Annotated in this window: 16 protein-coding genes; 4 read left to right on the top strand and 12 right to left on the bottom strand. The window is 35.7% G+C overall.

Annotation, left to right across the window (positions count from 1 at the left end; all coding sequences use genetic code 11):
• Positions 1–83: 83 nt before the first annotated feature.
• The 3 genes from ACODR7_RS02300 to ACODR7_RS02290 all read right to left on the bottom strand — a co-directional run bounded on the left by ACODR7_RS02300 (position 84) and on the right by ACODR7_RS02290 (position 4,934).
• Positions 84–602, bottom strand: coding sequence for a DUF2911 domain-containing protein (locus ACODR7_RS02300; protein ID WP_488836955.1), 519 nt, complete (start codon positions 600–602; stop codon positions 84–86).
• Positions 603–637: 35 nt separating this feature from the next.
• On the bottom strand, positions 638–2,329 hold the full coding sequence (locus ACODR7_RS02295; protein ID WP_488836953.1) for a sodium:solute symporter family protein: 1,692 nt from the start codon (positions 2,327–2,329) through the stop codon (positions 638–640).
• A gap of 100 nt (positions 2,330–2,429) precedes the next feature.
• Positions 2,430–4,934, bottom strand: coding sequence for a PIG-L family deacetylase (locus ACODR7_RS02290; RefSeq protein ID WP_488836951.1), 2,505 nt, complete (start codon positions 4,932–4,934; stop codon positions 2,430–2,432).
• 574 nt (positions 4,935–5,508) lie between these two features.
• Here ACODR7_RS02290 and ACODR7_RS02285 point away from each other — a divergent pair.
• On the top strand, positions 5,509–6,726 hold the full coding sequence (locus ACODR7_RS02285) for a hypothetical protein (protein WP_488836949.1): 1,218 nt from the start codon (positions 5,509–5,511) through the stop codon (positions 6,724–6,726).
• A gap of 388 nt (positions 6,727–7,114) precedes the next feature.
• Here the strand turns inward: ACODR7_RS02285 and ACODR7_RS02280 are convergent, their stop codons facing one another.
• Positions 7,115–7,666: a hypothetical protein gene (locus ACODR7_RS02280; RefSeq protein WP_488836947.1), complete on the bottom strand. Its 552-nt coding sequence runs from the start codon at positions 7,664–7,666 to the stop codon at positions 7,115–7,117.
• 90 nt (positions 7,667–7,756) lie between these two features.
• On the opposite strand from ACODR7_RS02280, the gene ACODR7_RS02275 reads away from it, so the two are divergent.
• Positions 7,757–7,990 carry a helix-turn-helix domain-containing protein gene (locus tag ACODR7_RS02275; RefSeq protein WP_047486272.1) on the top strand — a complete coding sequence of 78 codons (234 nt, stop codon included), beginning with the start codon at positions 7,757–7,759 and terminating at the stop codon, positions 7,988–7,990.
• A 378-nt stretch (positions 7,991–8,368) separates the two neighbouring features.
• Positions 8,369–11,026: a restriction endonuclease gene (locus tag ACODR7_RS02270; protein WP_488836944.1), complete on the top strand. Its 2,658-nt coding sequence runs from the start codon at positions 8,369–8,371 to the stop codon at positions 11,024–11,026.
• A gap of 177 nt (positions 11,027–11,203) precedes the next feature.
• On the opposite strand, the gene ACODR7_RS02265 is transcribed toward ACODR7_RS02270, so the two are convergent.
• The 6 genes from ACODR7_RS02265 to ACODR7_RS02240 form a co-directional block, all read right to left on the bottom strand.
• On the bottom strand, positions 11,204–11,749 hold the full coding sequence (locus ACODR7_RS02265) for a helix-turn-helix domain-containing protein (RefSeq protein WP_488836943.1): 546 nt from the start codon (positions 11,747–11,749) through the stop codon (positions 11,204–11,206).
• A complete protein-coding gene (locus tag ACODR7_RS02260) occupies positions 11,724–12,206 on the bottom strand; it encodes a hypothetical protein (RefSeq protein WP_488836942.1) in 483 nt (160 codons plus the stop codon). The genes ACODR7_RS02265 and ACODR7_RS02260 overlap by 26 nt, the downstream gene beginning before the upstream one ends.
• 203 nt (positions 12,207–12,409) lie before the next feature.
• Positions 12,410–13,081 carry a hypothetical protein gene (locus ACODR7_RS02255; RefSeq protein ID WP_488836941.1) on the bottom strand — a complete coding sequence of 224 codons (672 nt, stop codon included), beginning with the start codon at positions 13,079–13,081 and terminating at the stop codon, positions 12,410–12,412.
• A 249-nt stretch (positions 13,082–13,330) separates the two neighbouring features.
• A complete protein-coding gene (locus ACODR7_RS02250) occupies positions 13,331–14,629 on the bottom strand; it encodes a serine hydrolase domain-containing protein (RefSeq protein WP_488836939.1) in 1,299 nt (432 codons plus the stop codon).
• A 76-nt stretch (positions 14,630–14,705) separates the two neighbouring features.
• Positions 14,706–15,530 (bottom strand): helix-turn-helix domain-containing protein, encoded by an 825-nt coding sequence (locus ACODR7_RS02245; RefSeq protein ID WP_488836937.1) that lies wholly within the window; start codon positions 15,528–15,530, stop codon positions 14,706–14,708.
• Between the two features lie 221 nt (positions 15,531–15,751).
• Complete coding sequence (locus ACODR7_RS02240; protein ID WP_488836935.1) at positions 15,752–17,662, bottom strand: amidohydrolase; 1,911 nt, start codon at positions 17,660–17,662, stop codon at positions 15,752–15,754.
• Positions 17,663–18,146: 484 nt separating this feature from the next.
• On the opposite strand from ACODR7_RS02240, the gene ACODR7_RS02235 reads away from it, so the two are divergent.
• The gene (locus tag ACODR7_RS02235) at positions 18,147–20,543 is read left to right on the top strand and encodes a hypothetical protein (RefSeq protein ID WP_488836933.1); all 2,397 of its coding nucleotides are present in this window, start codon (positions 18,147–18,149) and stop codon (positions 20,541–20,543) included.
• A gap of 77 nt (positions 20,544–20,620) precedes the next feature.
• Here the strand turns inward: ACODR7_RS02235 and ACODR7_RS02230 are convergent, their stop codons facing one another.
• Positions 20,621–21,679, bottom strand: coding sequence for a serine hydrolase domain-containing protein (locus ACODR7_RS02230; RefSeq protein WP_488836931.1), 1,059 nt, complete (start codon positions 21,677–21,679; stop codon positions 20,621–20,623).
• A 154-nt stretch (positions 21,680–21,833) separates the two neighbouring features.
• Entirely contained in the window at positions 21,834–22,973 is a 1,140-nt protein-coding gene (locus ACODR7_RS02225) for a helix-turn-helix domain-containing protein (RefSeq protein ID WP_488836929.1), read from the bottom strand.
• Between the last annotated feature and the right edge of the window lie 294 nt (positions 22,974–23,267).

Raw genomic sequence — 23,267 nt, 5'->3', positions numbered from 1 at the left:
TCAATCGTAATCTTTGATACAATTCAAAACTTTAAACAAAAAAAATCCCGTTAATACGGGATTTTTAGTTCTTATATTTATATTTATTTTATCTCTACAGGAACTGAGATTTTATCCCAATCCATCGTGAACCCATTGCTGTTTATTTTATACACTAAAGTTTCCTGTGTGGCTGGTAAAGCTTTTGTTTTTACTTCTACACGTAAAGCATCTTTAGCTTGTTCGTATTTATAAGCGCCCCATTGTTTTGGTTCTTTATTAAAAATCGCAGTCCAGGTTCCGCTTTGTTTAGGGATTAAGAAAAAGCTGTATTTACCTGCAGGTAGTTTTTTACCCTGAACAGTAATATCTTTATCCGTTTCAAAAGTAGTTGCTTCATTGGCACCTGCACGCCAAACTTTATCATAAGCTTCTAAACCGCCCCAGATTGTACGCCCTTTTACAGAAGGACTGCTATAGGCTATTGTAATAGTTGCATCTTTAATTTTTCCCGTAGCAGTAGCCGGAGGGCTGGCAGGTTTTTTAGCCTCCTGTGCAAAGGCATTCACTGAAAGTGTTACTGCAGCAAAAAGCACGGTAGCAGATTTAATCATTGTTTTCATACTATTTTTATTTGTTTGTTTTTGTTATTGTTTGTTTACGAATTTACTACTTTCTGTTTATAAAACAGTATTATGATTGCCGAAAATATAATAACTGCCGCTGCACCGATCACATTAAGCCAAAGGAAAGAAACGATATCAAACTGATAAACGGCAATAACTGTAATTTCTGATAAAATTGCAGAAATAAATACATTTGAGCCATTGATTTTTTTATAGTAAAATGCGACAAGAAAAATTCCCAATATCGGGCCGTAGAAAAGAGAACCCAATACATTAACCGCTTCAATGAGGGAACCCATCTGCGTGGCAAACATGGCTACTCCGATTGAGAAAATCCCCCAGGCCAACGTATGCAGACGGCTGTACTTCAGTTCGGTTTTTTCATCAGGAATTTCTTTGCTGAATATCAAATGAACATCTTTTAATGAGCAGGCAGCAAGGGAATTTAGTGCTGCAGAAATGGAACCCCAGCTGGCCAGAAAAATGACGGCAAACAGTAAACCGATCATCCCTACAGGCAGGGTATTTTTCACGAAATACAGGAAAATGTAATTCGTATCCGTTTTCTCCGCATTATAGTTTGATTTATTGATCGCTTCCTCTACCCTGCCGTGCAGTGCTTTTACTTCTGTTTGTGTATTTTTAAAATCCTGAATTGTTTTTATAAGTTGAGGAGAATGAGCTTCTTTAAGCCTTAAAATTTCTTTCGATTCTGCATTAAATTTTATTTGTAAATCCTGATGTTCTTTTTCAAAAACCGCAGCCTGTTCAGGTTTTGTTTCCTTTAAGTATTGATAGGAACGTTCGTTAAAATAAATCGGAGCCGGTTTCAGAGAAAAGAAAGCGAAAAGTAAAGCACCGATAAGAAGAATAGCAAACTGCATCGGAATTTTGACCAATCCGTTCAACAACAGACCCATTTTCGCATTGGTATTGTCTTTCGCGGTAATATATCTTCCAACCTGGCTCTGGTCTGTACCGAAGTACGAAAGGGCAAGAAAAAAACCACCAATTAAGCCGCTCCAAATATTGTATTTATCTTTCCAATCGAATTCTGTAGTGATTACGTTCAGCTTTCCGGATTTTCCCGCAAGATAAAGCGCATCCTTAAAGCCAATTCCATTCGGCATATTCTGAATGAGCAGATAGCCTGCAAAAGCCATTGTTCCCAGAATAATGAGAAACTGTAATTTTTGGGTGTGAGCGATCGCTTTTGCTCCGCCAACATAGGTATAAATCAGCAGAATGCCCCCTGTTAAAACATTCGTTAAATAAATATTCCAGTTTAAAACGCTTGATAAGATGATACTTGGAGCGTAAATGCTGATTCCCGTTGATAAACCTCTGGAAAAAAGAAAAAGCAGTGAAGTGAGTACCCTTGTTTTTTTATCAAAACGATTTTCTAAATATTCATAGGCGGTATACACGTTCAAGCGCTGAAAAATCGGGATGAAAGTAATACAGATCACAATCATCGCCAAAGGCAGACCAAAATAATACTGCACAAAACGCATTCCGTCTGTATAAGCCTGTCCCGGTGCTGAAAGAAATGTAATGGCACTTGCCTGCGTAGCCATAATACCGATAAGCACAATGTACCAGGGCATTTTATTATCTGCTTTCAGGTAGGATTCGTTGCTTTTTTGACCACGACCGATGAATACGCCGTAAACCACCACTGCAACAAGTGTAACAATAAGAACTGTCCAATCTATATTACTCATGCCCAGAATTTAGTAAACCAATAATAAAATGCGATCTGCAATACTAATGCAACAACCATTAGTATATACCAGGTATTCCAATTTTTAAATTGCTTGTTCATCAGTTTTTCTGTGCAGATAAAAAGTTAAAAAATAAACGTGCCGCCCCAACATTTCCCGCAGGCAGTTGTCTGAAAAATGCCAGCGATGTATAAATAAAATTACCCTTCCCGTATCGGGCATATAAAGTTGATCCCTTCAGAGGCTCTTCACCTGTATCATGCATTTCAAAAAGCGGTTCATATGCGGCATCCCATTGATTAGGAAAATAGGCGCCACGTTCCTGTACCCAGCCTTTAAAATCATCATCAGTAATTTTGTTCGGAAAGTTCAGTAATTTATGATTGGGATTTAAAAACGTAACGGCAGCATTTTCTTCAGTAACACGCTTATTGGCAATACTGAAATTGTACATTCCCAATTGGTTAACGGTTGTATCCTGATTGGTGTTATACTGCATCACCAGATTACCCCCAGCTTTTGCATAAGACCATAAAAAAGGCATCCAGCGGCCCAGTTTTTTTTCTGTATTATTGGCACGAACACCCAGCACGATGGCATCATATTGCGATAGCTTGTTTAGACTGCCACTTCCACCAGACTCATCCAAGTTACCATAAAAATCTTCGTCTTTAAGGACATCTACCTGAACTCCTGCGATGCGTAGAAACTCAGGAATGAAATCTCCAGCGCCTTCTATATAACCCACTTTTTTAACCTTAGTCTGAATCTCTCCTTTCATTACAACGACGGCTGCAGGAGCAAAATATTGTAAGGAAGGCAGATGCGGGTATTGAATTAATATCTGTTTTTTATTATAAGTTACTCCATCCGCAAGAAAACCGGCATCCAATTGCAAACGAGATGAGTTTATAGAAGCCAGCTTAGCTTTGGGAATAACGTAATCCACGGTAAAATCTTTACCTTTTGCTGAACTTATGTCTGCGCCGCCTAACCGTTCTCCGTTATACATCAGATTCAGAGTACCTTTATTGTACTGTTTGTCAGAATTCATCTTAACATTTAAACTCAAGTGTAAATCTTCATTTTCTTTGACAAGATAAAGTGGTTGTGTAAATTTCAGTTCCAGGGCAGGAACTATACGCAAGGCTTCAACTACATCGCCACGAACCGGATCTAATTTCTTGAAAGATAAAGGAAGTTTAACCTGAAACTTTTCTGAACCGATTTTTAAACCAAGCAAAACATTCAGTGGGGATTCTGCCTCTGGCAAACCGACTAAAGTATCATTGGGAACAGAAAAAGTGGCTGCGTCCGCAGGTGGTTTTGCCAGCCAGTAAGGTTCTGTGAGTGATGCATCGGCAGGAATCTGAATGTCATGCTGAATGGTAATTAAAGAATCTTTTGATAGTTCTCTATTAAAACTCTCTGATTGACTTACCCATTTTACATTTTCTAAAACAACAGGATTTGCAGTTCTTGAAATCAGGTTTAACCTGAAATTGTAATGCTCCCCGGCAACAGCTTCAGCCTGGCTGGTAACTGCCTCACCCATAAATCCGGCACAGCTTAAAATGATATTGTCGAGAGATTTCATTTTATCCCTTTTCAGGTCTGCATCTTTGATTGCCATGACCTTTTTTCGCAAAGCAAGCAAAGCAGGTAAGCTAAGATCAGGATTATTGAAATTAAAAGCGGAAATAATTTTATCCAATGCCTGGTCAATATCAGCGTTTCCCTGTGAGGTCCACGTCTTTGTTACTCCATCAAATAGTGTTGCTTTTGCGGGCTCACCAATAACGTGGGAAAAATATTCAGTTCTGATGCCTGCCACAGACTGTGTTCCTGCACCCTGGCTTTTGTGTAAACTTCTGCTTAATCCTGCCAATTCACCATAGCCCATTCCCAGTTGAGCATCATATTGTCCAACGGTAACTTTCAGTTGATTTTCTGCGGTGGTATTAACCCCGCCAAACCGAAAAGTATTCCACAATACGCGTTTTGGCTGCCATGTATTAACATATTTCAGCTGATCCGGGAAAGCCGTTTTATCGCCTGCCAGCTTAAAAGCTTTTTCTGCAACCACCGCAGAAGCCGCATGTTGTCCGTGGCCCGCAGCAGCAGTAGGAGGAAAACGACAAATGATAACATCAGGACGGAATTGACGGATTACCCAAACTACATCCGCAGTAATGCTGTCTGCATCCCACTGTTTAAAAGTATCAGTAGTATTTTTAGAGAATCCGAAATCAATGGCACGGGTAAAAAACTGTTGGGCGCCATCTAATTTTCTTGCCTCCAAAAGCTCATGTGTTCTGATTAAACCCAATGCAGCTCCCTGCTCTGTACCTAATAAATTCTGACCACCATCTCCTCTTGTTAAAGATAAATAGCCCGTTTCTACATTTTGATCGTTGATTAACCAGGAGAGCAATCCTGTATTCTCATCATCGGGATGAGCCGCAAGGTATAAAACTTTAGGAAGGTGTTTAAGGGTTTTGAGTTCGCGGTAAATTTCAGATGATTTGGAAGGCCGAACCTGCTGGGCCGAACAAAAAACCGTATAAAAGCTAAGGACACATACAGTAATTACTTTTTTGAACATTTAAATTTGCTTTGCAGAGCAAATATAAGTAAATCGTTTTTCTTTCAACCATAAAAGAATCAGACTGTAAATTTCACAAAAAAGATGTTTTAACTTTTTTTAAACTACAAAAGCAAAAAAAGATTTTAAATATTTAAGTTATTTACTTTGCCTGTAAGAAGTACCCCTGATTTTTTTTGATAATCAAAGATCTTCATCATATGTGAACGTAATGGTGTTGTATTTTCTTACACTTTCTAAAGTATTAACAATGAGGTTGTTTAAACTTTAATAATAACTTTTGTGGCTTAGTAATGAAGCGGGATGCTTATATGTATATTTCAACGAAGCAACTTTGTTGATTTTATCCTTTGTTCTTTTACAATCAACGGTTTCAAAATGTAAGCTTTGCGCCAGAAAATAATGTGATGCAGAGAAAAAACAGAATTTGATATAAATAGTTTTAAACCCATATGAAACTCAAAAATAAAACATAATATTACCAATTAGTTAATTTTTATCAATTAGAACGGTTTTTTTCTTAATTTTTCATAAAAAAAAGTTATATTTGACTTACGCAAAACCACACCTCAATATGAAAACAAAATTTATACAATTCAGTGCTATTTTTATTTCCGGAATCTCATTTGCTCAAGTAGGTATTAATACAGCCTCACCCAAAACAACATTGGATGTATCGGCTACAAGAGATAATTCGGGACTGATTACGAATAACACACAAACATTCGGATTACAGGCTCCAAGGCTTACAAGAGCTGAGCTTACCGCCAATACTGCTACCTATGGCAGCGATCAAACCGGAGCATTAATTTATATTACCGATATCACTGGCGGAGATGCTACAGGACAGCGTATCAATGTTACTGCTATGGGTTACTATTACTTTGATGGAACAGTATGGCAGAGACTGACACAGGCAACCAATGCCATCGCTCCCGCCATTTCTGCATTACAATGTAGTACAGCTTATCTAAACCCTGCTACTTATACTGCCGGTACTCCTTACAGCGGAAACCTGAGAATTACTTATACCGGGGGAAATGGAGGTTCGTATAATTCCGGTACTCCTTTTACAGTAAACGGATTAACGTTTCAGCTAAGACCCGGAACGTTGGAATTTGGTGGTGGCGAACTGGTTTTCTCTGTGAGTGGAACTCCTACCACCAACAATGACATGAGCCTTCCTATAACCAGCACTGCAGTTCCTTTCTTAACAGCAGGACAAAACTGTACCGCTACAGTGGGAAATAGCAGCCGTGCCGACATTTCATCTGTAGCTGTGATGGGATACCCTACCCTAACAACCGATCCCAACGGGAAACAAGCCTATACTTTACCTCTTGCCAGCCCGGATGGTAAATATTCTATCAGGGTAATATTTGATACCACAAGTGGTACAACCCCTGCCAATCCTAACGTACAATTATTTAATAATACGGGTTCCACCGTTAATCTGTATTGGAATTATAATACCGAATATGGAGGCTATATTGGTTCAGCTGTAACCACAAACAATATTACTTCAGGTGTATGGGGTGGTATGGCAGACTCATCAACCAGCTGGTTCCCTCAGGGCACAGGGGCAATGGGGAACGCGTACTGGGGGAATATAGGGATTATAGATGGATCCGGCGGCGGACCTGAACATAGAAGATATACCTGGATAGACAGTAATGCTTCTTCAAAAACTGCTTATACCGCAACCATTATGGTAGGAGCTCCCACTTCAGGTAATGCCCAGCCTAACCTTTCTAAAATATTCATAAAGCTGGAGCAGGTAAAAGCACAATAATAAGACAGGCGCTATGAAGCGGATGTTATTCATATCCTTTATCATAACCGATTGACAAATCAACTGTCTCCCAGCTCCTTACAAATAAAACAAGGTCTATTTTAAATAGAAACTTTGCGTTACCTTTCAGGAATTTATAAAATCATTTTTGAAAAGAGTAACGCAAAGTTCCTATTAATAATTCTGCTTTCATTAAGCGTAAAGCAATGCGATTTTGTCGCTGATCAAGTGGTACGCTTACTCATAAGCTTCTGCGAAGCAAAGAAGTTGATTCTATACTTTGTTCGCTTATCACCAACAGTTTCAAAAATAGAAATCTTTGCGTCAGAAAAATAGGTTATAGCAGATTAATCACCTGTATCCACAACTTCCTGCTTTTTATTTACACTCAACCTTCTTCTTCTGAACTGGTCTCAGCCATTTTCTTTTCTCTTTTTCTTTGAAGAATAAGATGTGCGGCATCCAGCATTTTCACCGTATGGATGTAAGGCATCACCATATTCCTTTCCGGCATATTTTCATAGACACCCATAGAGAAATAGACAATTCCGGACATAAAATAATCAAATTCTTTGATGGTATATGCGCTGAATGCTTTTTTGAAAACCAGCAGAGGATTCCGGTATTCCTTCTCCGAAAGCAGACCAAGAACCCACGGAGAAATCTTTTCCGATCCGGCATCAACCGTCCATTTTCTTTCCTTCAGCATCATGAGGTAACCTGCCCGGATTAACGACCTCATCGACTGATGAAACTCAAAAATGACCGCCGGATCTTCATGGATCCAGCTATTTCTCTTTACCGCATAATTTATAATGTTGCTGAGCCTTTCTTTGGAAACATCCAGCTCATTGAACTGAAAGAATGTCTCCATCAGCTGCAACCCGGAGTTTTTTTTATCTGCCCGAAACCGGGAATTAAAGTTTCTGCTTTTTTTCATTGTTCGTATTTTTTTATAAATGTAGGAAAAGAAATTTAATTACGGTCGATCGACCGTAATTTTTTATTATTTAATTATTTCATTTGTTCCATGACAGATATAAACGAAAAAATTTGTTTATACATTACAAAAAAATGGTTGATACCTTGGCTTCAAGAAGGCAAGTCACAAAATTCTTTTGCCAAAAATCATGGCGTGGAAGAAAGTACTATTAGAAAAATTAAAAGTGAAGAAACTTACAGAATACCCGTTGAAACACTTTTTAAAATATGTGAAGCCAGAAAAATTAGTTTATCTGATTTCTTTAAACTTATAAATGAATAATCCTGACGAAAGTTGGGATTTATTGTGTGGAATCTTTCGAAATCTTAAGAAATTCCGTAAAATAATAATGAAAATTTTAACATCTCTTTATTTTTGGTCTTACGGAAACCCGGAATATCTTTTATAGAGTTATTTATATTTTAGACAAAACAAAGATTATAAACTATCTAAGCTATGAAAAATCCTGATTTAATGAATTTTCAGCCTATTGACAAATATTATTTTTAAGTAGAAAGCATTCTGGTTTATATATGTTAAATTTTATAAATTTGTGATAATCCTTCAAAGCTATTTTATACAGATTTTTAATTCAAATTAAAGCCATCATTATATTAAAATTTTTAAAACACTTTGTAGGGTAAATAATAACCAAACTGAATGATAACAGAATTAAAGATAATTTTAGAAGCAGGTTCATCAAATAAAGCAAAAGGTAATTGTTTTGAAGCATTAATCAGAAACCTTTTAACGATACATCAATATACAATTAAAGGTAATATAAATTTCTCTGGAATGGAAATTGATTTGATTGCCGAACATAAACATAATAAAGAGGTACTTTATGTAGAATGTAAAGCAAAAGAGAAAGTTACTTCCGATGAAATATCAAAATTTGCATTTAATGTAGATTATAAAGAAGCAGATAAAGGATATTTTTTTAGAACACAGGAATTGGAATATCAAGCAGGTGCACTTTTATCAGAAATAAGGCAGAAACCAAAATATAAGAATTTATCTTTTTTTGAACCGTCTGATATTGTTGGAATGCTATGTGATTCTAATATGATATATGAACCACACTCAAGTACCTCGTCATACATAATTTCAAAGAAAATATTAGCCGTAACATATTTTGGGGATTATTTCATCTACTTAATAAATGAATCAAATGCATTACCAACAAAATTTTTATTAATAGACGCTAAGGAGAATGATAAAAAAATTTCTGAGGAAATTATCATATTATTAAAATCTAAAGTAGATGAAATTTCTAACCTACAAATTATATCTAATCATACAAAATATAAAAAAACTCTAGCTATTGAAAAATCAGCTTTAAATCTTGAAACAATATCTGAAGTTCAAGAAAGTGAAAATTGGTATGATTATTTACCTGCATCAGCAGGCAAAAAACACTTTGTTGGTAGAGACGAAATAAGAACTAATATTTTATCATTTTTTAAAAATATAAGAGACGGCAATTCTAATAAAAGGATATTTTACCTTAATGGAAAATCTGGTTGGGGCAAAAGTTCATTAGTATTAGAAATTAAAGATAGATGTCATAACAAACATTACAAAAAAAAGTTTTATTCCCTCGCAATTGACACACGAAGTGCAATTTCTGACAATTTTGTTGCTCTCTCATTTGATAAATTGATTTCATCCGCATTACGAAATAATTTTTTAGAAAGAGGTCTTTTTAATCAAGAAATTAATTTTACATCTACAAATGATCTGTTATCATCAGAAAGCGTCAAAGCAATTCTTGAAAATTTGAAGTTAACAAACCGATTTCTAATTTTAATTTTTGATCAATTTGAAGATGTTTTTAGAAAAAATGACTATTTCAAAACATTTTATAAATTTCTTACAGATGTTACTGACTCAAAGCCAAATTTAATAATTGGATTTTCATGGAAATCAGACTTTTTCATGCAAAGTGATAATCCATCTTATCATATTTGGCAACAAGCAAAAGAACAAGCAAGAGAATTTACAATAAATGAATTTGGTGAAAAAGAAATTGATGGTATAATTAAACAATTAGAAGACTCGGTTGGTAAATTAGATAAAGGTGTTAAAGATCGCATAAAAGAAAGTTCCCAAGGACTACCTTGGTTAACAAAAAAACTATGTATTCATGTATTTGATCAGCTGCAATCTGGGGTTTCAAAAGAAAGTTTAATTGAATCTAATTTGAATATTCTAGATCTTTTTAAAAAGGATGAAGAAAGATTATTTTCTAAAGAGTTTAAAGCAATTAAAATAATTGCAAAAAAAGCATATGATGGGAATTTCTTTGATGAAACAGAAGTTGGAGATATAATAGAAAGTGAGACAATATCTTCTCTTTTACATAAAAGACTTATAATCAGATCTGGTGCTAATTATAATATCTATTGGGATATTTACAGAGATTATTTAGTTACGGGGACTATTCCTACAATAGGTGAAAGTTATTTACTTAGACAAGGAGTGAATTTATGTTTAGAAGTGTTTTTGTTGTTCAACAACATTGACTCAGAAGACATTGATTCTCTTCTATTTAAACATCCAAAAGGGATAGGAGCAGAAACTCTATATAATATTTTAATTGAATTAAGGAACTTAGGCTTCATAAGAAAAATAGGAGAAAATTATATTGTTAATAAGGATATAACCATTTCGAGGGAAGGTTTTATTGAATTTGTAACAACAAAATTTCAAAATTACACTCCTTATATCGCTCTTAAAAAACTATCACAAAGTAAGATAGTTAAAAGTGATGTGATTAATGTACTAAAAAGTATTTTCAAACAAGAATTTCAAGATAATACGTGGGATTCTTATGCAAAAATTTTAATGAGTTGGTTCTTATTATCTGATTTAGATATTAAAACTAAATTAATAGAACCAACAAAAGGTAGAGGAAAAAGTAAAGCTAGTATTATTCTAGGAGATAAATCAAACCTAATACCAAGGAGCTCTCTTAAAGAGATTTTAGAAATATTACCACTCTTATCAACCAACCAAAGCCTTATAAAAGGACGATTTAATAGAGACTTATTATTAATTGATTTACTAGATGATAAACTATTATTAACGGACTTCGGGGAAGATTTAATAACAAAAGATGAAAATCAACAAATCAAAGTTTTAAAAAATAAAATTCTTGAATTGCCTAAGATGAATGAAATAAAAGCTATACTTACAAATAATGCAAACTTGAAATCAAGAGAACTAATCGGTTCATTCCCTGATAATTTTTTCGATGGTGAAAAAGAAAGTTCAAAAATAATATATGCAACTAAGGCACTTACTTGGTTAAGATAAGATAACTTGTAATAGCCAATTATTCAAAGTCTCCCAACTTTAGAGCAATTTTAAAGGAAATCAAAATAAAAAAATCCCAGCTTTGGACTGCCCCTAAAAAGTGTCTAACTTTTTGGGGGCAGTCCAATTTTTAAGCAAGTCTTGACTGATCTGAAGTTTCTAAGCTATTTCATCAAGTTAATAAGCAAATCCAAGTCTGTTTTTAACATGCTTACTTTCTTCCTCTCTTAATTTCTGATTGGTCATGATCTCATGTTCTTTATTTTTTTGGATAACCTTAAACCAACTTATTGCGGGAATCAGTCCGTTGGAATGTAATTCAAGCCTGATGATGAACTCATCTGTCGGCTTTCGATGGTTATTAATATATTGGCTAAGTACAGCTGGCTTCACATCCACCTCAACAGCAAAGTCCTTATCTTTTTTGTCTTGTCTGTTAACGTACTCATTTAAAAAAAATCCAAAACTAAACGCTTCCAGATATTGGCTGCTATCTATATAGTCTTCCAATTGAAACTTTAGCTGTAACAATCTTGAATACATTTTCTGACTGTGAGTGCGATTGTCAAATTGTTTCCGGCGAGCTGCCCAGAAGTCTTCCTCCTCTTTTTTCTCCTTCGTATTCAAAACTTGATCAGCAGGAAAGACAAAAGCATCCGCAAGTTCTTCACCTGTAAATTTTGAAAAATCTGTTTCCTTAATTTCCTTCCTGTTTGTCTTCATAATATTCCTGAATTAATTGTAATGAATTTTCTCCTTCAGTGATCAAATATATTTTGGTTGACTGTAAGCCATATTGCTGTATATAATGTTTTTCAAGCTTTGTTTTTGGCTTTAAGCATACATATCCTCCAAATCCTTTTTTAAACGCTTCTCTGCAAGCAAATGCAATAAGACAGCCTGCAATCCGGTTATAATTCTTCGATTGACCAACATTTTCTTTGGATACCGCCAGAAGTCTGATTTCCAAAGCATAATCCTGTGGCCGTTCATTGATTGATAACAGACCTATTGGTTCTTCTTTATCTTCTGCTGTCAATTTATAAACATGAAAGCTTTTTTCTTTGTTCCAATTAAAGTCAAATCGCCTGGTTTTATTAATTTGCGAAATTTCAGCAGCATCAATTTTAGTTATTGTTGCAGCCTGTTTCTCACCAGTGATTTTATTTAATACATACATTTACTTAACAAATATACAAAAATAAGTTTACATATAATGTAAACTTTACCGCTAATTACTTCTTTTTCTGATAGCTTAATTAACTTCAACGAAGGTGTATTACCAGCTCTACGAAGTCTCCGGTTTCGGAACATTTTAAAAGGAAACTAATCTTATTGGACAGCTCAAAGTCCCAACCTTACTCAACATAAAAATAAACCCACCTATCTCTTCCTAATTACATTCCGCGTAAGATAGATATAATTAAACATACAAAACGTTGCTATCGCCCCGAAAGTATGCCATAAAAAGTGAGTTCCGAAACTGAACCATTCCCATTTGTCAGCGATGCGGAAGGTGAGTGCAAAAACAAATGACAACACGGCAAAACCTACCCATTTGCCCGCTTTCCATTGGGTATAGATCAAATACCTTAGTACCGAAAAAACTACAAATGAGGCCATGATGGCGTAATTGACATTGATAAAAAGAGAAGGATTACCGATAAGAATCCAGTTTCTCAAACCCAGCATCAATATCAGACATCCCAGAACCATTGCAACCGCATAATACCATATGGTACTCTGCGCTACAAAATAAAATCCGGCAGAAAGGCAGAGCAGCATAATGGGCAGCCAATCCATCATAATAAATACCGGCCACTGTCTGAATGAGTGGTAAACAGTTCCCCCAATAGCACCAATATATAATAAAACCAGGCAGTAGGTTAAAAAAGGATATTCTTTGTAATGACCTTTCAATTTAAGCGTCCAGAAAACGGCTATGGCTAAAAAAAACAGGGCAGTTATTGCATTGAATGGCTCAGGGAACAACTGAGTCATATCTGTTTCTTTGTATAACAGGCCTCCGTCCGGAGGTATTAGGTTTATCGGCATTGTCTTTTTTTATATTGGTATCTACAGGCAAGGCAGCGTGCAAAATAAAAACACAAGCCCTGTTTCTAAACATCACTAAAACCTATATCCTATTAAACTTCCTCTAAATATAGAAAAAATTATGGCATCATATGCCTGGATCTGCCGATTCTGTTTTATAAAAATGTTAATTCTACTCCTTATCCCAATAAATGGTATGATGATAAAACACAGATTACTTATATTTCTGACGCATCAAGACCATTTTGGCTATTTACTTCTTCTTACAACTTCTTTTACTCCTCCTTTTGTCAGAATTATAGAATTGTAAAGGCCCGCACTGTCCGGAATAAACTCAATGGTTCTGTCATTATTATCTGCTCTGAAAAATTTGTTTTTAGATTCTGGGATGAGTTCCATTTCCACACTGTTAAAATAAAGCTTACCGTCAATTTTCAATATGTCAATTTTATCATACTTACCCATATATTGATCATATAAATCGGGGGTTATTTCAACCCTGTGATGCTTGTAAGGAAGTTCCACCTCTTTTCCCAATGCAATAGCGGAAAGTCCATAACTTATAATATAGGAAAATGATTCATTATTAGAAAGTACGGTCACGAAGAGTTTGTCTTCCGTAAAACGGTTAAAGGAAGTCATTGTCCCGAAAAAACCTCCGTCATGAGCAATTAATTGATGCCCGTGATTGTAAAACGGATTGATTATAAAGCCATAGCCCCAATTTTCAGCTCCGTACGGACTAAACATGAGTTTCTTCATCTGTGCAGAAAGAATATTTGTTCCATATAAGGCTTTATCCCATAAGGCCAGATCTTCAACCGTAGAATAAACGCCATCATGACCTACATTAATCTCCCAGTTGATAAAGGGATTATGAATAAGCCCGCTTTCTGTCTTATAGTAAGCCTTTGCTTTTTTTTCAACAATCGATTCATTATTACTAACGCCGGTATTCTTCATTCCTGCTTTTTCAAATATATTCTTCTTTAAGAAAACAGCATACTTCTCGCCTGACACTTTTTCAATGATCTTAGCCAATAAATAATAGCCGATATTGCTGTATCCGCTTTTAGTTCCCGGAGAGAATTCATAAGGTATTTTCTTTATTTTGGCATACGCGGAATCTTTATCCATTGAGCTTAAAGCTATTTCTTTAAAACCCATAGCCAGCCCTGAGCTATGTGATAATAACATATGGATCGTAACACTATCAGCCTTTGGGTAATCTGGTAAAAATTTACTCAGCTTATCATCAAGAGACAGTTTCTCTTTTTCAATCAACAGAAGTATAGCGGTGGCGGTAAATTGTTTTGTTACTGAGGCCAGCTGAAATTTAGTATCTATGGTGTTTTTAATATTCCATTCATAATCTGCCAGACCGTACGCTTTTTTTAGTAAAACCCGGCCGTTTTTCGATACAAGAACAGCTCCGCTAAAATTATTTATTTCAACCTGAGCCTGCATATATTTCGCAAGGTTTGCTGACCCATTTTTCTGCCCGAAAATAAAAACCGGGAATAAAAGTATTATTAGGATTGGCTTCATAAACTATTGAATGACATGATTAAGCTGCAATGTTACTACTTAATCCATCATCATCATTGTATTTTTGTAAACCCTGCTAAATAAACATCCATTTTATGAATCCTTTTTCAAGTGTTGTTATTTTTGAAAAAAAGACTTTTGGCGTAAAACCTGTTAATTTTTTAAAATCCCTGATCATGTGTGACTGGTCAAAATAATCCAGACTATAAGACAAACCCGCTCTGTTTTTGTCGTCAAGCCGGCTTTGAACAGCTGCCCTGAATCTGATAATTTTTTTGAACTGAGAGGGTGTTTTACAAATATGCTGATCAAAATGTTTGTTGATCGTTGTTCGTGACCTACCCGTTGCATAAGACAGCTTTGTCATAGATTGATTGATATTATCTGTATGGAGCATTTCTGTGAGTACTTCTGTCAGCAGGACATCTTCAAAGGGACGAAATTTTGAAAGCCAATATGATTCCAACGCCTTTATTTTTTCTTCAGGATCTTTTGTGGAAAGAATAACAGCCATGGTTTCTTTATAATCCTCATATGGACTAAAATCCGGAAAGCTCCCATTTGAATAATCTCTCAGGTTATTCGGTATAAAAGCATTGATCCCCAATGGCTTAAAGTAGGTAGTAATTTCATTGATTACGCCCTCATAGCTAACCAATACCGGTTCATTAAAATCGCTTACCAGATTTGTTTCAATTGGGTTGGACTGGCAGTATCTGGTTGTTATTTTATTTTTGGTGACCAGGGTTTCTGTTTTCTCACTGGCAGTGACAATGGTATAGATACTCGGAAAGGTAAAATAAGCAGCTGAGGGTTCTTCAGAGGTCTGCTCGAGAATATAAAAGCATTCAATATATTTTTTTAGTACAGGGTTTTCAGGTCTATAGATTTTTATGGTCATTCTTTTTTGGCTTTTAAATTTATGTGAATCCAGCTCCATTAGCCAATATCTTTTTTCCTGGATTAGAAAAGGAAAGATACAAACTAAAATGCTCAACAGAATTCAAAACATAATAAATAGTTGCTAAAATCCCTTCATAAAATCCCCCTATAAAAACAAAAATCAGAGTAGATGGTTCTCTACTCTGATTAAGATTTGATTAGCAATTATTTAAAATCCTGCTATGAATTATCTGAAAAAAGCATGTCTTTTTCAGTGACAGGTTTTGTTACTTTATCATTTATATACACAGGTATTCCACCCACCCAGGTTTCCAGTACCGGAATGTCTCTCATTTTCATATATTGCAATGAAGGGGTATTTAATGAAAGAGGGTCTTTTTCCAAAATAACAAAATCTGCAAAGAAGCCTTTATTTAAGGAACCTACCCATTTATCAGCATAACACTGCCAGGCAGCATCATAAGTAACGGCAATCAAAGCCTGTTCCGGGGTAAGACGTTCTGCCGTGTTCAACACTTCAATATCATTAGGATTCTTTTCCATGATTCTGGTAATCGATTGTTCCATCATTCTTAATGGACCCAATGGACTTACCTCATTGTCGCTGTGAAGGGTAATTCTCATACCGGCAGCAAGCGTAGAACCACAAAGATCAAGCATTTGCGCCTTTTCACCGAAGATTACTTCTTTAAAAGCGTAGCCCCAGTAGCCCACGTGCCCGATAAGGAAGCTTGGGGAAACTCCCATTTGAAGCATATTGGTAATTTGCTCCGCCGTCAGCAGTGAACAGTGTTCTATACGGTTACGAAGCTCCGGACCTCTATATTGGGCTAAACTACGTTGATACGCATTAATGGCAAATGTTACCGCCTGATCTCCATTGGCATGAACCATTAGCGGCCAGCCTTTTACAGCTACCACACTATTAATTAATGTATTATAGCCTGGCGGAATCGTATGGGCAGGAATACCTGCCTGCGGAAAATTAAATACTCCGGTATTGTTTGCAGGATCGCACAGATAAGGAGTACTCTGATATCCCGTTAAACCTTGGTTAGAGCCATCTGAAACTACTTTGATATGACCGTAATAGACGGGTTTATAATGCTCCGGCTCTTTATAATGCTCCAGTTGATCAACATCTTCCTGGCTGGAACAAAGATATGCCCCGCCTGTTCTTACCCGTTCAGGGTGAGTTTCGAAATATTTGCTTAAAAGGATTTCTGAGCCTTTATTCAGTCCGGCATCATACATAAAAGTAACTCCTCTTGAATTGGCAGTATTGAAAAGATGGGTAAGATACCTGTTAATCTCTATACTCATCGCAATAATCTGAAGCTTTACTGTCTTCAGTGCCGGAGTCATTTGTAAGCCTTCCTGCAGCTGGCCTTTTGTCTCACTGATATATTTGTCAACCGTTTTATACTCGTTTTTTATATCAGGATTATGATTAAATACATACTCCAGCGCCTTTGTATTCAGATAAAGGGTGTGCATAGAGGCGCTTAACAGCATCATGGGAACATCATGATTAATGGTATCAAGTATTACATTATCAATCGTTATCAGCTCTTTTTTGCCCTCTTTTTCCTTAAAAGGCATTAAAGACGGATCCAATCCTTTGCCCAAAATAACAGCCCCGGGAATTTTGGGAATATGAATGTTGATGATTGTTCCCACAGATGCCAGGTCATATACAGCCTTCAAATTCTGTCCTTCAAAAGGGCTCAGATCCAGCCAGCCCTGCATCATTGCAGTTGGAACCATATGAACGTGAGGCTCTATCAGACCGGGAAGTAAAGTTTGAGGACCGGTTAATTCTTTTTTTTGAAATCCCTGATAGTTCTCTTTCATATATTCTTCTACCTGATCTTTTGTACCGGTTACCACTACTTTTCCATCAGCAATTCCAACGGATTCAACGGTATCTGTTGATCCTCCAATCATAGGACGGATGATTCCTCCGCTTATCATTAGAGTTTGTGATTTTTCGTGGATGGCTTTTCCGGAACCCGGATTTATTTTTGTCATATTTTCTGCACTGAAAAGTTCTTCTTTAAGAACATCCAAAACAGGATTGTGGCAAGAGCAATGGGTGCAGCCATGGGTGTGATTGTGTGATTTTTCCATAGGAATAATTGGATTTAAGGATTTTTTTAAGCTTAATTTTGCTTGTATCAATTTTAATTATGTGTATCCTGATGTACATAGAAATACAGGCCTCTCATCAGGTGAGGCTTATTTGTCATTTAAATTGAAAAGGATTTTTTAAGGTACTATGTAAGGTTGAATTCGGGAACGTGAATAAATTTCATATATTTTCATGTTTTAGTTTATTTTATAAAAATAATAAAAATATTCATTCAAAATATTTTTTATCACTAAATATTGATTAAATTTCAATATCTAAAATCGTAATTTACAGTACGTTCCTGTTTAATTCACTATTGCAACCTGATAACCGCAATACAGCATCAGGCACTGCATGCCGGGATTTTTGACTGAAAACCATCATCAAGCTATTTTCTTTCTTGTGAAATAACATATTAAAAATCAACTCCAGAAGCCTTTAAATGATTACATTAGCAAAGAATTAAAATGCGCTGAGATTTCTATGAAAAATATGTTCTGTGTATTGCTTCTTTCAATGGTACAGCCTGTACTGGCACAAACCAAATTAGAAAAAGCAATTACTAATCTTGAGAATAATTACGAACAGGAGAAAGTATATGTTCTTACCGATAAATCGCAATATGCCGCTGGTGATAAGATTTGGTTCAAAAGTTTTGTGTTTGACGGTTATAACCGTTCCGCATTATCCACTACTCTGTTTGTTGAGCTGTATAATTCTGATAAAAAATTAATAGACTGGAAAACAATACTCCTTACCAATGGTGAAGGCAGCGGAGATTTTCAACTGAAAGAAGATCTTCCTGAACAGGTATATTTTGTAAGAGCTTATACTCCTTACATGACCAATTTTAATGAAGATTTCCAAATTGTCAAAACAATTCCGGTTTATAATCCAAACTCTTTGGAATCCCTAGTCATTGCAAAAAGCTCCGATTGGTCTGCCAAAGTTTTTCCGGAAGGCGGAACCTTCATTAACGGTATGCCTACAAAATTTGCGGTAAGGTTATCTTCCAATTCTTCGCTGCCGGAAAACTGGTCCGGAAAAATTATAGACAGCCAAAATCCCAACACTGCTGTTACCACATTCAAATCTTTTGATAAAAATGTTGCTTCTTTTAAGATAACTCCGGCATCAGGAAAGAAATATCAGGCCATTATTCAGGATAATACAGGAAAAAGCCAAACAATAGATCTCCCACAAGTTGCAGACAGCGGCCTGAATATAGAAGTTTCAAGTTCCAAAGAAGGGATAAAATATAACTTAAAAGGTGTTAATCTAAAACAACAGCTTCAGGGTTATAAAATTATCGGACTCATCAATAATCATCTTGCTTACAGAGCCAATATCAACCATCTGACCAATGAAGCATCAAGTCTTATTCCCACGAAAATCAGTAATGGCGCTAACGGTATTCTGCAATTGGTTATTTTTGATGAACAGGATAATGTTGTTGCACAAAGGCTTTGTTTTATAAAACCTGGTAATTTAAAAATTGAGAAAGCGGAAATAGTAGGTCAGAGCTTAAAACCAACGCCAAGAGCTTTCAACAGTATTGATCTTTCTCCGGAATCTTATTTCAAAAACTATACGGTTTTGGTAAGTGAAGATAACGGGGCTCAAACTCCGGAAGCAGATAATATTCTGAGCGCACTTTGGTTAACGGGAGATTTTACCTCAAGAATAGACAGCCCGGCCCAATACTTCTCCAAGAATACCAATACTGAAGCTTTGGACGCCCTGCTTATTTCTGAAAACTGGAAAAGATTCGACTGGAGTTCAGTACTCAGCGGAACTGCCCCCGTCATTAAAACCCAATCACAAAAATACCTTTCTTACAGGGTAAAACCCATTAAAAACAATGCTCTTCTGCCCAATACGAATGTCAATTTATTAGCAAAATCCGGCCAAAACCAGCCTGCATTCAGCCAATTCAAAACAGATCAAAACGGATATATTTATTTAAATAACCTCAATAATGATGAACCGCTGGAAATTACAGCCTTTGTCAATTCAGAAAATAAAGAATCAGGAAATGATGATTTATATGTCACCATAGAACCGTTAATTACTCCCTCTCAATTTAAAGGCAATTTCCCGGCAACTCAATATACATTGGTAAAAACGGACAAAAATAAAAACCTGCCTTCAACAATTTCCAGAGCTATCAACACTCAGAAAAACATTAAAAAGAAAGAAAGTAATGATATACAAATCCAGGCAGTAGCTTTAGTAGGAAAAAAGAAAGATCCGAAAGCAGAGCTTGATAAACAGCTGTCCAGCGGAATGTTCAGTTCCTTAAATTCAACTGTATTTGATTTCGTCAATGAAGATCAGCATATATCAGGATCAAGCAATATTTTAGACTGGCTGCAGGGAAGAGCTGCGGGCTTAACATTTCAGAAAAACAACTCAGGAGCAAGCGTACCTTATATCCGAGGCCAGCAAGCTAAACTATTTTTAGATGAAATACCTACCGATCCTACCATGATTTCCAGTCTTCCGGTTAATAATATTGCGATGGTAAAAATCATTAAAGGATCCGGATTAATAGGTGATGCCGTAGCCATCTACACGATGAAGGGGAATATGAAATCTAAAAGTAATGAAAAAGAAACGAGGAAGAACAACTCATCCATCATCAAAGGATATGATAAACCTTCTGAATTCCCTATTGAAATGATAGATGACGATGCTCCGGAAAAAATTGAAAATGATACCCGCGAAACACTATACTGGAATCCTAATTTATTTGACAGCGACTATGTTCCTCCAAGAATCAAATTCTTTAATAATGACAGTGCAAAACAATATAAAGTGTTGATCATAAGCTTTGATGAAGACGACAATCTTCTTTATGACCAGCAGGTTTTACAATAATCATATGGGACAAGTTGTATTGAGCTTGTCCCTTTTTATTAAAATGAATATTGATGTAATAAACAGGGATACTACTGTTATTTCAGGGCGGTATCATAAATTGTATTCAGAAGATCCTGTCTCATTTTAGAGTTTCTCTGATCAAGAAGGATAATAATTCCCCACTTTTTAGCCCTGTTGTAACATATGATGGAAGATTGTCCCATAGAATCTCCGGATTTTAAATAGAGCGTATTTTGATCATCCGTTGAGATATTCAGGCCTAATCCCATCTCTCTTTTGTCATCTTTGTAAAAGATTTTTTCCCCTATGATGGAAGCCTGTCCTACTTGGGTCTTATCATTTAGTACAGCCTTTAAAAACCTGATCATATCGGCTGAATTAGATTTTAACAATCCCGCAGGAGCAGTCACATTCCAATAGAAAAATTCCTGAATTCCTCCATCCGGATTATGGCCGGTAGTTCTGTTTTTCACATTAAAATCTTTCGTTAATGTAGTGGTCATTTTCAAGGGAGCCGTTAGTTTTTCTCTTACAATGACATCATAGCTCTTCCCATATACCTTTTCAAGAATCTGTCCCAATAAAGTATAGCCAATGGTAGAATACCGGTATTTACCATAATCTTTCAGCTCATTGCAGGTATTGATTAAAGTGGTCAAGGTATTTTGGTTAACACTGCTTATAGGCTGCTGAGGATTCAGTTCTATTAATTTTGGAAAGTCGATGTCAGGTAAACCAGATTGATGGGATGCGAGATCTGAAATTCTGATTTTGTTTTTAAGATTTTGATGCAAAACATATTCTTTGGGAAGGAAACGGTCTATATAATCATCCAGTTTTATCTTGTGGTCTATCACTGCCTGGGCAATTAAATTGGCAGTTAAAATTTTAGTAATCGAAGCAATTTCGAACAGAGAGTTTTTGTCGATTCTGCCTTTACTTTCCTTACTTATATTTCCATATGCAGTATAGTATTCTTCATTGTTACTGATAAAGCCAACACTGATTCCTACCTCTGGATTTTTTTTATAATTATCCCGGATGATAGAATCTATTTTTGTGGAAACTTTTTGTCCGAAAGAAAAACTGCTTAAGAATAACAGTACTGCTAAAAATTGAAATGACGTTTTCATTGTATCGTTGTTTAATGTTAAATATTAATTTCGATACAAAGATGTGGAAGCTCCTCAAGACAGGCGACCGAATAAAAGTAATCGTCCCGATTGATCAGAAAAAATACGTTCGAATCATTCCAAAAAAGCGTACGAGTAATTACAAATTACTGTATTACAAATTTTTACGATAAAGCGTAGGCGTAGTCCCCGTATGCTTTTTGAAGGCTGTATTAAAAGAAGATTTTGAATTGAATCCCACTTCATACAGAATTTCAAGGATCGTCACCTTACTTTTGGTTTCATCTTTTAACATATTCATTGCATTTTCTATGCGATAGGTATTTACAAAATCATAGAAATGCTGTCCCAATTGGTGATTGATCAAAAGAGATAATTCACGCACAGGAATTTCAATTTCACCGGACACATCCTGAATGGTGAGAGAAGAATTAAGAAAAGGTTTTTTCTCAATCATATAGTTTTTTAATCTCAAAAGCTTCTCATTACATTCTCTGTCGCTTACCGCAGATTCTTCATTGCTTTTCTCTTCCGAAACCAGCTCAGACACCAACTTCAATTTTGAATCCACATTTCTGAAAAGCTCAGGATAATTCAGTGCCTTGAAAAGATACCAGCAGGTAATAAAAAGGGATAATAATAAAAGTCCAGCCTTTATCCCTTCTGAAATATGAACATACTCTGAAAATTTCAGGATGTTTTTTAAAAGAGCAATGCTATATACAATGCACAATACAACCGTAAACTGAAACAGCCAGTTGTAGGAGCTTATACTTTTCCCTGCATAATTTTCAAGATAAAGCGTCTTCGATTTTCTCAATACCCTGAAAACCGCAACAAAGTAAATGATCATCTGAACATGGAGGAGAATATGATTAAACTTCAGTTCTATCATATTTTGCCGGTTTTCAATAAAGAAAATTTTGGATGCAGTATCTACACCATAAAAACGAGGCACTAAAACAAGATTAGTAATGATAAAAGGAAGCACATGCAGCAGGTTCTGAGGTTTCAGTTTGAAATCCGAATAACAAACGGATAATACATAGAGATAAAAGACCGGAATTTGCAGGAAAACAAACATGTTTTTAAACATTCCCAGATTAGACGGACCATCTGCCATCCTATAAAATAAAGGATCACAAATATCTATAGCGTTCAGGATAAGAAAAACAGCAAATAAAACATTGCTTACCCTGTGCCTGGTCTTTACAGTAAGGAGGAAAACAGCAAGAAGTACAGAAATGAATATAGAAACCGAAGCTATAATAATTAATAAATTACTCTTATCCATTCCTTATCTTTCTTTGTTTTGGGTTATTATATTTTTAAGTTTTTACGGGTATTCTGGCAGTATTTCAAGAGTTCTGCCCCAACCCATGCAAATATAAAAATTTGATTGATACTGGCTGATTTTTTTATCTATCATATATGAAAGGCTGGAAGGTGGGAACTGGACGTTATGAAGGTTATCAGAATACCCCCGCTAGCTCACGAATCCTTTCATGTGGCTTTTACGATTACAAATCAAGCATTCTAAAACAATAAAATATCCTTGTCAAGTTTTAAAACCTTGACAAGGATACCA

It is taken from the genome of Chryseobacterium sp. FG46 (assembly GCF_057809135.1).
Note: the sequence above shows the minus strand (reverse complement) of the source record. Positions and strands in the feature narration are given on the sequence as shown.

Bases quoted from the DNA above. Each gene is read 5' to 3' on its own strand.
- ACODR7_RS02300 (WP_488836955.1), bottom strand. From the start codon at position 602: ATGAAAACAATGATTAAATCTGCTACCGTGCTTTTTGCTGCAGTAACA.
- ACODR7_RS02295 (WP_488836953.1), bottom strand. From the start codon at position 2,329: ATGAGTAATATAGATTGGACAGTTCTTATTGTTACACTTGTTGCAGTG.
- ACODR7_RS02290 (WP_488836951.1), bottom strand. From the start codon at position 4,934: ATGTTCAAAAAAGTAATTACTGTATGTGTCCTTAGCTTTTATACGGTT.
- ACODR7_RS02285 (WP_488836949.1), top strand. From the start codon at position 5,509: ATGAAAACAAAATTTATACAATTCAGTGCTATTTTTATTTCCGGAATC.
- ACODR7_RS02280 (WP_488836947.1), bottom strand. From the start codon at position 7,666: ATGAAAAAAAGCAGAAACTTTAATTCCCGGTTTCGGGCAGATAAAAAA.
- ACODR7_RS02275 (WP_047486272.1), top strand. From the start codon at position 7,757: ATGACAGATATAAACGAAAAAATTTGTTTATACATTACAAAAAAATGG.
- ACODR7_RS02270 (WP_488836944.1), top strand. From the start codon at position 8,369: ATGATAACAGAATTAAAGATAATTTTAGAAGCAGGTTCATCAAATAAA.
- ACODR7_RS02265 (WP_488836943.1), bottom strand. From the start codon at position 11,749: ATGAAGACAAACAGGAAGGAAATTAAGGAAACAGATTTTTCAAAATTT.
- ACODR7_RS02260 (WP_488836942.1), bottom strand. From the start codon at position 12,206: ATGTATGTATTAAATAAAATCACTGGTGAGAAACAGGCTGCAACAATA.
- ACODR7_RS02255 (WP_488836941.1), bottom strand. From the start codon at position 13,081: ATGCCGATAAACCTAATACCTCCGGACGGAGGCCTGTTATACAAAGAA.
- ACODR7_RS02250 (WP_488836939.1), bottom strand. From the start codon at position 14,629: ATGAAGCCAATCCTAATAATACTTTTATTCCCGGTTTTTATTTTCGGG.
- ACODR7_RS02245 (WP_488836937.1), bottom strand. From the start codon at position 15,530: ATGACCATAAAAATCTATAGACCTGAAAACCCTGTACTAAAAAAATAT.
- ACODR7_RS02240 (WP_488836935.1), bottom strand. From the start codon at position 17,662: ATGGAAAAATCACACAATCACACCCATGGCTGCACCCATTGCTCTTGC.
- ACODR7_RS02235 (WP_488836933.1), top strand. From the start codon at position 18,147: ATGAAAAATATGTTCTGTGTATTGCTTCTTTCAATGGTACAGCCTGTA.
- ACODR7_RS02230 (WP_488836931.1), bottom strand. From the start codon at position 21,679: ATGAAAACGTCATTTCAATTTTTAGCAGTACTGTTATTCTTAAGCAGT.
- ACODR7_RS02225 (WP_488836929.1), bottom strand. From the start codon at position 22,973: ATGGATAAGAGTAATTTATTAATTATTATAGCTTCGGTTTCTATATTC.